Here is a 9,639-nt window from a genome sequence, read left to right on the forward strand (position 1 = left end):
TCTACTCCCTTTTATTATTTATATTTAAATAGAAGAAGAATAATACACCATCTTCTGTATTGAAAACACCATATTCCACACCATTCAATTCTAAAATATTTTTAGATATAGCAAGTCCTAAGCCTGTTCCTCCTTTTGAACGTTGTCGAGCAGCATCTGTTCGGTAAAATCGATCCCATATCTTCTCTAGTTGTTCTTTTGGAATATGAGCACCTTTGTTTTCTACACATATCTTTACACGATAATTCTCTTGTGTTGTAGAAATCACAATTTTTTCTTTTTCTGGTGTATAACGAATTGCATTTGTAATAAAATTCGTTAGAACCTGTTCAATTCGATGTCGATTAGCAATGACCTCAACTTTAGAAAGATTTTGATTAACTTGTAATTCCTTATTCGTTATTTCTAAAGATAAATGTTCACAAATCTGTTCGATTAATTGATCGATATAGAAAATATCCATATCCATTTTATACGTTCCAGATTCAAATTTAGCCAAGTGAAGCATATCGACAATCAACATATCCATCTTATCCACTTCTTTTGCCATTGCTTCAAAATAGTAATCCTTTTTATGGCTTGCGACACCATCTTTTAAAATCGATATGCAGCTCTTCATGATACTCAAAGGCGTTTTCAGTTCATGTGATACACCAGCGATAAATTCTTTTCTTGTATTTTCTAATTGTTTTTCTTTTTCTATGTCTTGCTGAAGTTGATTAATATGTGAATGTAGTGTATTAGATAATGTATTAATATTAGACGATAAGGCACCAATTTCATCCTTCGATGTAATTGGAATCTTTTCCGAAAAGTCTAAGTTTGCCATCTTTTTTGTTGTATTGTTTATACGTAATAAAGGTTTTGCAATTCCTTTTGAATAATAAAATGAAGAGAACAAGACAAGTATCAATACAAATAAAATAATATACATGTAATAATCTTGTATCATTTGAACAGCTTCATCAACAGGCTGTAAAGATGTCATAACAAAAATATATGTCGTTGTTCCATCGTTTTCTTTTATCGGCTCAATTAATAGTTTATATTTTATATCATTTTGCATATAGTCAAGAATTTTTGTAGAATTACTCCTCATATCGTTCTTTTCATTAAATAATAAATTTACTTGGAAAGCTTTGATTCTTTCCATAAAAAGACGATTTGTATAATTAATATTAGATGATAGATTTTCTTCCGGAATTTGCACTTTTTGAAGGGTTCCAGAAATAAATGTTTTTGAAGATGCCAAGTTTCTATCTTGATCATCGATTTCATTTAGTTTTTTATCAATTTGTTTATTTTCCCACGTTTCATCTCCAGTATTCAAAGATAATCTATGCGGAATCAAAGTATACTCTTTTTTTAATCCAGAAATAAAAACACGTTTTCCTAAAGTTAGGTCGAATTTTCCATCGGTAGTATCCTCTATATCTATAAGAGTATCTAAAGGAATTCTAATCTTCTGATGTCTAAATTCCTTATCCTCAGAGTAATCCACTTTTACCTCAATATAAAAATCATTCACGTTCTTTAAATTTCCATTACTACCCAATAGTGCAATATACGCGCTATTCTCTTTGTAAAAATCTTGAGTAAGTTTTTGAATAAATTGTAGATTTCCTTGTTTATTTAAGTACTCTTTCTTAAATGATTGCATACTTGTTTTTATTTCATTTATCTTCTGATTTGCATAATACTGTTTAAAGAATATGGTTTGTCCAATAAAAATAGTTGCTAAAATCAACATGCATAAAGCTGTTGTTAATACAAATAATTTTAAAACAATTCCTTTTTTCATATGTCTCCCTCAAATTTATATCCAGCTCTTACCACTGTTACAATATGATTTGCTTTTTTTTCCAATTTATGACGTAAATTTCGAATATGACTATTGATCGTGCGATCATCCCCATCAAATTCATAACCCCATATTTTAGTGATCAGTTGTTCTCTCGTAATAACAATCCCCTGATTTTGCATTAAATATGTTAATATTTCAAACTCCGTGTGTGTCAAACGTATAGCTTCCTTATCTAAAGTTATGGTACGTGAAGGAAAATGTATATAGATACCACTACTCATTAATGTATCTTCATTAGTTACGCTAATGACTGAAGAGTATCGACTTTCAATTAATCGCTTTGCTCTTGCTAATAAAATAGGTGGGCTATACGGCTTTGTAACATAATCATCTGCTCCTAGTTCAAATCCAAGTAATGTATCATCTTCATCCACACGAGCTGTTAGCATAATAATTGGTACATTAGATGTTTTACGAATTCGTCGACAAACTGACCAACCATCTAATTCTGGCAACATAATATCTAGAATGATTAAATGTACGTCATGTTCTTCAAATATAGATAATGCTTCTTTTCCATCTGTTGCCTCTAGTACCTCATATCCCTCATTTAGTAAATAATCTTTCACGATTTCACGTAAAATATCTTCATCTTCCACAATCAAAATTTTTCTTTGCATGTTATATATCCCTTATAATTTAGATGATTTTTATAGAATAAATAATTCTAATATATTTTAGTTCATAAAGAAATTTTTACTATTTCTATTACTAATAAATTTAGCATAGGCATATACAGAGAATACCATACTGATGTAAAGATAAGATGCAGAGAAGTTTATAAAATCTATTTTAATAGGCGGGACATTCCAGGGTACAAAATTTTTATTAACTTGTAACAAAAAAGCTCATTTTTTCGTTTTGGGGGCGTTTATTTTTCTTAAGTTGATGGGCATGGACATCCCCCCTTTTTTAACCAATCTAGGGGACAAGCTGATACTACAGTATAAAAATATAAATGAGGAGGGAAATATGAGTTATTGGAAACATGATTGTGGTCACCATAAAAAAGAAAGACATGATTGTGATGATTATAATAAAGATAAATATAGATATAAAGAAAAAGACTATGACTACTACTACAAAAAATACTACGTAAAAAAAATGCTATTGTCGTTTTGAAACTTATTACCCTCATCACAAAAAAGATTGTAAAAATAAATTGGTGCTTTAGTACCTTTATTTCTCATATCTGTTTTTGCTGTAAGTTGAGCGGCTTCGGCACGTGTTATGTATCTATCTGGTTGCCAACCGTTATCGGTTCCAACTGAAATTTTTAAATCAATTAAAACATTGGCAAATCTTTCACCCCAATGTCCTTTTAAATCTGTAAATTTCCTTTGTCCAATATCATTTGATGTATTTTTAGTTTATATGCATTTACAAGCATTGTCGCCATTGCAGCGCGTGTAACTTTTCCAGTTGGGGTGAATAGTCCATTTCCCTCACCTTTAATGATTCCAGCTTTTTCAGCAGCAGCAATATATGGTGTTCCTCAGTGGTTTTGTGAATCTGTAAAGGATGGTTTTGCATCGAAGTCAATTTATATACCTAAAACTTTTGTCATAATTGTTGCGGCGGAAGCTCTGTCTAATGAATCATTTGAGCCAAAAGTTCCATCTGGGTAGCCACTTAATACTTGTTTGTTAACTAAATAATTAACAGATTGTTTAGCTCATGAAGGTACATCATTAAATTTTTGAGTCTCTGCAAAAATACTAGAAGAATAGGATAATAGAGCTCCTGTAAGAATCCCTGTTGCAATCAGTTTATTTTTCATAAAACATACACACCTCTAACATTCTATTATATTTATTAAATCTATTTATTTATTTCATAAATCTGTATATTTATGAAATAAACCTTTCGAAAATATGCATTCGATTCAACGTAACCATTATAGTTACTTATATATAAGTGTCAATTTATATTTTGTGTTTAATACCTTACAAAATTGTAAGGTATTTTATATTGACGGTCAGACCTACGTGTAACTATAATGATTACACGAGTGTTAGCTACCGGTAGTTCATGATCTCGTAATACATTTAAGAGGTGTTTATTTTATATGAAGCGTAAACTTATTGCAGCAGGAATTCTGACAGGAACATTATTATCTTACTCATCTAATACTTTTGCAGATGTGTCTATTACTAATTCAAATAATTCTATTTCTAAAATAAGTGAAGTACAAAACCAAAATTTCATAGTTGGAACAGTAATAGATGCATATAATGGTGATATTTCCGTTGAATACAGTACAAGTGGCGGAAAAAGTGAAATGGTTAATGTAAAAGTAAATAAAGGACAAACCTTTGCTATAGGTGATAAAGTTCAGGTATCCAATAAATCTGAATGGAAAATCCAGAATCCAGGACACGAAATTTATGAATACTATCAAGCACCAGATAACTCAATTTCAAAAGTTAGTGAAAAACAAACACAAAACTTCATAATTGGAACAGTAATAGATGCATATAATGGTAATATTTCTGTTGAATACAATACAAGTGACGGAAAAAGTAAAATGGTTGCTGTAAAAGCGAATAAAGGACAAACCTTTGCTATAGGTGATAAAGTTCAGGTATCCAATAAATCTGAATGGAAAATCCAGAATCCAGGACACAAAATTTATGAATATTATCAGGCTCCAGATAATTCAATTTCTAAAGTAAGTGAAAAACAAAATCAAAATTTCATAGTTGGAACAGTAATAGATGCATATGATGGTGATATTTCTGTTGAATACAACACAAGTGACGGAAAAAGTAAAATGGTTGCTGTAAAAGCGAATAAAGGACAAACCTTTGCTATAGGTGATAAAGTTCAGGTATCCAATAAATCTGAATGGAAAATCCAGAATCCAGGACACGAAATTTATGAATACTATCAGGCCCCAGATAACTCAATTTCAAAAGTTAGTACAACAGATTAATAAGGGTTGTTTGTAAGCAAGCTTTTAAGAATTAATTAGTAAAACAATATTTATTTTATAAGAGCCGTATAGTTTTGTTTTCAAAAACTATACGGCTCTTTGTAGTAAATTCTTAACCATATATTTCATATTATATTATCCTGATAAAAAGTTACCATGTATCGGAACACTACTTTTCAAAAATATAGCAATCGGTCTTTTTGTAACTATATGCTCTTTATATATATCTTCGTGTATCATTTTCATATGTTTCTCTCCCCTTTTAAATCGTACTGTATTTCAGGTGTGGATATCATTGTGGAATATGTTTATTACTGATAGAAAACAACAAAATAAAAAATAATAAAGCAAAAAGAGCGTGTTTTCACACACTAAACACGCTCTTGAAAATATTTAAAACCTATATCCATTTCTTATTCCATTCTATTTTCCACTCAACTAATACATGGGGTAGCACCACATCGCCATCAAGCTAAGGGTGCCAGGAGAGTATGAACTGAACCCCAACTATAGCATACTAATTTGGATGATATTAAAAGTTCAAAAGAGAAATACTTTTAAACATAAAAATAATAGCTCTCATAATTATAGGAGAGCTATTATCTTCAATTTTATAAAATTAATATACTTCATTATTATTGGTTAAATAGTTTAGGGTTTCTTGTCCCAATTTTAAAAAGTTTAGACTCTCATGCCCTGTTATTGAGACAAGAAAGTATCTACAAAATTTATGATAATGGCTATTTAGACAAGAAAGGCTAAACCTTCATTTTTGGAACTTGATTGGGACAAGAAAATCCAAACAAAAATTTTATAGATTTACAGAGCTTAATACATGTAATCTTGTGTGAGCGTATAGGTTTAAATACTACGTTACTTTTATTTATAAAGAAAGACACCCTAAGATGCCTTTCTACTCTGTAACAAATTTAAATACATGGTACATAAAAAATAGACAAGATAGATATGCTAGTCTGCCAGCAATCGATTATCTTATAATTGACAAGCGATGCTAAGAGTAAAGGTATAAACAGTACCATAGCAAGTTTGATTGCTATGTCATTAATTGCTAGATTAAATGGTTCAAAATAAATTATAGTATTCACTTACCTTCCTTAAATTATTTCATTTATATAATTTAATTATATAAATGAACTCTCTAAAAAAACATAAGGTTCCTTCCTCACACTGAACCATTTCAATTTTAATCTTATAAACCATTGAAAAAAACAAGAGAACATAAATAAAATTATGTCCTCCTACTTTTTTATTCATATCTTAAACATTCAATTGGATCTAATTTAGCTACTCTATTAGCCGGAAGTAGACCAAACAGATTTCCAATCAACATTGAAACTCCTACTGCAGTTACTCCTAAACTTACTGAAATAACAAGTGGCCATTCTGCGATCATTGCGATAAGCCAGGCAAAGAAAGCGCCAAACATAAATCCAATAAAGCCACCTAATCCTGTTAAAATGTAAGACTCGATTAAAAATTGCATTAATATTTTCCGCGCGTTGCACCAAGTGCTTTACGAATACTAATTTCACGCGTACGTTCCGTTACAGATACAAGCATAATATTCATAACACCAATACCGCCTACTAATAAAGAAATTCCTGCAATTCCGCCAAATACCATTTTTAACATATTCGTGGACTCGTTAATCATTTCAATCATTCAGAATGAATATCTTATTTTTGTGTTACTCTAGTAAAAATATAACCAAATGAGTCCAATGTATTACTCAATATTAATTTCTTCTAAGATTATAGATGGATTAACAACAAAGATAATGAAGTTTAAGTTTGTAGTATGTATTAGTATTCTATTCTTCGAGGTAGATGGAGTTCCAATATAAACAACATGATCGAGCTTATTATGAGGAACGTCATTCGTAGATATAGTAATAATATCTTTTAAAGGGATGGTAATCTCTGCTGATTGCCATGCAATCATTATACTATCTTGGGATTTTGTTATGCTAATTCTTGACATTTTAAATCAATCCTTTATTAGTTTTAGATAAATAATTAACCTATTTTCTAAATTTTTTAAATAAATACATATATTATAATAGATTATCTTATATCGCCACCTTATGTATGCAAAATTACATATCAAACCTTATTGAAAACCATTCTCACTGTAACTATAATGGTTTCAAGGAGTGGTATTTTCACTTCCTTTTCAAATCTTAAAATATATTAAAGGAGGAACTAGCATTATGAAAAAAGCTATTTTAGCAGGGGCACTAGGAATTGCAATACTATCAGGTATGAATTTACCAGGAGCAGAGGCACAAAAAGCGAGTGCGGCAACTACGAATTTAGAAATTCAAGAAGTTACAAAATATTACTCTATGAATTCCTATGAAGTTTCTCAAAAAGAATCATTTAATCTTAGTAAAGGGGAAGAACTTACAGTCTTTGTACAAAATTCCGGGTTCCCAATTTCTTATACAGTCTTTGATGCAGATAATCAATTAATTGGCACATACAATGCTAATTCACCATATGGTCGCGTATTCAAAGCACAAAAAGACGGTAATATTTCTGTTCAATTTCAAGCAGGAGTAAATTCTTCTTACATGAAGAAAATGAATTTCACAGCTAAATTTGCAGTTTCTAAACTTAACCAACAATAAAAAATGTAACGATCCTCTTTAAAAGCAAATTAAAAAGGTATATCCCTTCAATGGGATATACCTTTAACTTTAGTGAATTTTATATTGACCAGATAACTGCTCTTGCGCCATACGAACTAAACGTTTCGTAATCTCTCCACCTACTGAACCATTTGCTCGTGATGTTGAATCTGGTCCAAGTGTAACGCCAAACTCCTGAGCAATTTCATACTTCATTTGCTCAATTGCACTTGTTGCAGCAACTATTAAGATTTCGTTTGAATTATTATTTTCACGAATTTGCATTTTTTAAACACCTCCGTTGAATTTGGTAATATCATGCTCTATTTCCAACAAAATATACAAAAAATTATTCGTTTAACTATTATATATACCTAAGCTTTCATCCCTTATGTGGGAATAAATAAAGGTATAGGTCATACCCTATACCTTTACCTTCTTCTATCCTACTTACTTTTAAATTCCCTTATTAACTCCTGTAACTCTTGGGAAAGCCACTTTAAAGAATTTGCTAACTCTGCAATATCTTGTACATACAGTTCTTGCTCTTTCATACTTGTCTCCACATTACTACTGCTATTCACATATGTATTTGCAATGTGTGATAATTCATTTATAAACTGAACAATAGTTTGATTATCTTTTAGCATGTCACTTGAATGATTCGAAGTCGCTTTAATTTGATTTGTAACAGATTGTGCAGATTCTGAAATCTTTTCAAAGAAAGCACCACTACTTTGAACAAGGGTTATTCCTAATTCTACTTCCTTTGAACTCTTCTGTATGGATCTTACAGCTCTCTCTGCTTCAGCCTGGGTTTCACCAATTAATTTAGCTATATCCCTTGCAGATGCCTCGGTTCTTTCCTCTAATATACGTACCTCGTCCGCAACACCTGAAAATTCTTCCCCCATCTCTCCAGCATATGAGGATTCAGTAGAAGCATTTAAAGCTAATGAATTTGTTTGATTTGAAATGGTTGTAATTACAGTAAGAATTTCATGAATTTCCTTAGATCGTGCTTCGAATGCATAAATACTAGAAGGTACACCCTGAACTGTATCTTGGATTCTTTTCATTTGATTCACGATTTGCTTAATCAAATTTTTTCCCTCTACAGAATGCTGCTCCATGTCTTCCACAGCATTGCCAACTTGTTTTGCAGCTCCTTTAATTTCTTTCATCTTACTTTCCATTTCTTGAACAATCTCTAAACATTTTTGCACTACATATTCATGAGAATGTGCTCCTAAATTTAATCCTGTAATAGCACTTGCAATTTCTTTAAAGGCTATGCTATTCTCTTTTGTACTTACCGACAATTCCTGTGAAGATGTCGAAACCTGTTCAGCAGTCTGCCTTACTTTATCTATAATCCTATTAAACTTTTTAATAGTGTTATTAAAATAGATATTAGTTATCCCTATATCATCAGATCTTTCATTCAATTTAATATTTAAATCCCCTTCACCAACTTTACGTAACCCTTCTTGTAAATCCTTTAAAGGCGATAGAGAGTTTCGTGAGATAAATATTTGAATTGTAATTGCGATAGTTAATGAAATTATAATAAATAGTAAACCTTGTATCATAAAGTTTTTCTTTGTAAGAGGAATAATAGAAGCTTCCAAATCCGCTGCAACAATTGCAATTATATTTTTATTTTCATCTGTAACTGGCTCTAAAATTGTTACCCAGAACCCTAATTCATCTTCATACACTTCTGTCATTTGTGCCTGTTTTGTTTGTATTACTTTATCATATGTTTTCATCCAATAAGTAGGCTGCTCATAATATTCACCTGGCTTTACAGAAACAGTATTTGCTAATTCTGTATCCAAAGCTATTATTTGTAATTCAGCTTTATCATTTAGCTTGGCTCCTGTAACATATGTTTGCCCAACACTTTTCATATCTTTTATAGATTTATCTAATTGCTCTGTCAATTTTTCTTTCTTCACTCTTTGAGCTGTGAGGTCTTTTGCTAAATCCCTTACTATTTCTAGATCTAATTGATTTAATACCGCATCACCTGTTTCAAAAGACTGCCTCTCAAATATAGACATCATACTATTTTGAAACATATTAAAACTTAACGCTCCCATACTTCCAACAAGGGTCAAAATTACTAATACCGTTAGTAATACATTTTTTTGAAGCAACGATAGCTTATGCCAATATTTTTTCATT

The 9,639-nt window shown here is 30.8% G+C and carries 8 protein-coding genes and 3 pseudogenes; 3 read left to right on the forward strand and 8 right to left on the reverse strand.

All coding sequences use genetic code 11. From position 1 onward, the window contains the following. Position 1: 1 nt before the first annotated feature. Entirely contained in the window at positions 2–1,801 is a 1,800-nt protein-coding gene (locus tag DN403_RS28135; protein ID WP_149185993.1) for a sensor histidine kinase, read from the reverse strand. Then, a complete protein-coding gene (locus DN403_RS28140) occupies positions 1,798–2,484 on the reverse strand; it encodes a response regulator transcription factor (RefSeq protein ID WP_149185994.1) in 687 nt (228 codons plus the stop codon). Before DN403_RS28140 ends, DN403_RS28135 begins: the two co-directional genes overlap by 4 nt. Positions 2,485–2,836: 352 nt before the next feature. Between DN403_RS28140 and DN403_RS31430 the strand changes: the two genes are divergently transcribed. Beyond that, positions 2,837–2,986, forward strand: a complete 150-nt coding sequence (locus DN403_RS31430) for a hypothetical protein (protein WP_179958952.1) — start codon at positions 2,837–2,839, stop codon at positions 2,984–2,986. 65 nt (positions 2,987–3,051) lie between these two features. Here the strand turns inward: DN403_RS31430 and DN403_RS28145 are convergent. Continuing rightward, positions 3,052–3,644, reverse strand: a pseudogene (locus DN403_RS28145) (S-layer homology domain-containing protein); the annotation flags it as partial. 288 nt (positions 3,645–3,932) lie between these two features. On the opposite strand from DN403_RS28145, the gene DN403_RS28150 reads away from it, so the two are divergent. Next, positions 3,933–4,799, forward strand: a complete 867-nt coding sequence (locus DN403_RS28150; RefSeq protein WP_149185995.1) for a hypothetical protein — start codon at positions 3,933–3,935, stop codon at positions 4,797–4,799. A gap of 913 nt (positions 4,800–5,712) precedes the next feature. Here DN403_RS28150 and DN403_RS32245 read toward each other — a convergent pair. From DN403_RS32245 to DN403_RS32250, 3 genes and pseudogenes are all read right to left on the reverse strand, one after another. Next, positions 5,713–5,905, reverse strand: a pseudogene (locus tag DN403_RS32245) (hypothetical protein). Positions 5,906–6,066: 161 nt separating this feature from the next. Beyond that, a pseudogene (locus DN403_RS28160) lies at positions 6,067–6,464 on the reverse strand (ABC transporter permease); the annotation flags it as partial. 81 nt (positions 6,465–6,545) lie between these two features. After that, positions 6,546–6,800 (reverse strand): SunI/YnzG family protein, encoded by a 255-nt coding sequence (locus tag DN403_RS32250; protein WP_046956905.1) that lies wholly within the window; start codon positions 6,798–6,800, stop codon positions 6,546–6,548. Positions 6,801–7,029: 229 nt separating this feature from the next. On the opposite strand from DN403_RS32250, the gene DN403_RS28170 reads away from it, so the two are divergent. Continuing rightward, a complete protein-coding gene (locus DN403_RS28170; RefSeq protein WP_149185996.1) occupies positions 7,030–7,449 on the forward strand; it encodes a hypothetical protein in 420 nt (139 codons plus the stop codon). A 69-nt stretch (positions 7,450–7,518) separates the two neighbouring features. Here DN403_RS28170 and DN403_RS28175 read toward each other — a convergent pair whose 3' ends face one another. Both DN403_RS28175 and DN403_RS28180 read right to left on the reverse strand, forming a co-directional pair. Beyond that, positions 7,519–7,734, reverse strand: a complete 216-nt coding sequence (locus tag DN403_RS28175; protein ID WP_149185997.1) for an alpha/beta-type small acid-soluble spore protein — start codon at positions 7,732–7,734, stop codon at positions 7,519–7,521. A 161-nt stretch (positions 7,735–7,895) separates the two neighbouring features. Then, on the reverse strand, positions 7,896–9,638 hold the full coding sequence (locus tag DN403_RS28180) for a methyl-accepting chemotaxis protein (protein WP_149185998.1): 1,743 nt from the start codon (positions 9,636–9,638) through the stop codon (positions 7,896–7,898). Position 9,639: the final 1 nt, after the last annotated feature.

It is taken from the genome of Bacillus sp. AY2-1, from assembly GCF_008368965.1.
GTDB classification, from domain to species: domain Bacteria; phylum Bacillota; class Bacilli; order Bacillales; family Bacillaceae_G; genus Bacillus_A; species Bacillus_A thuringiensis_S.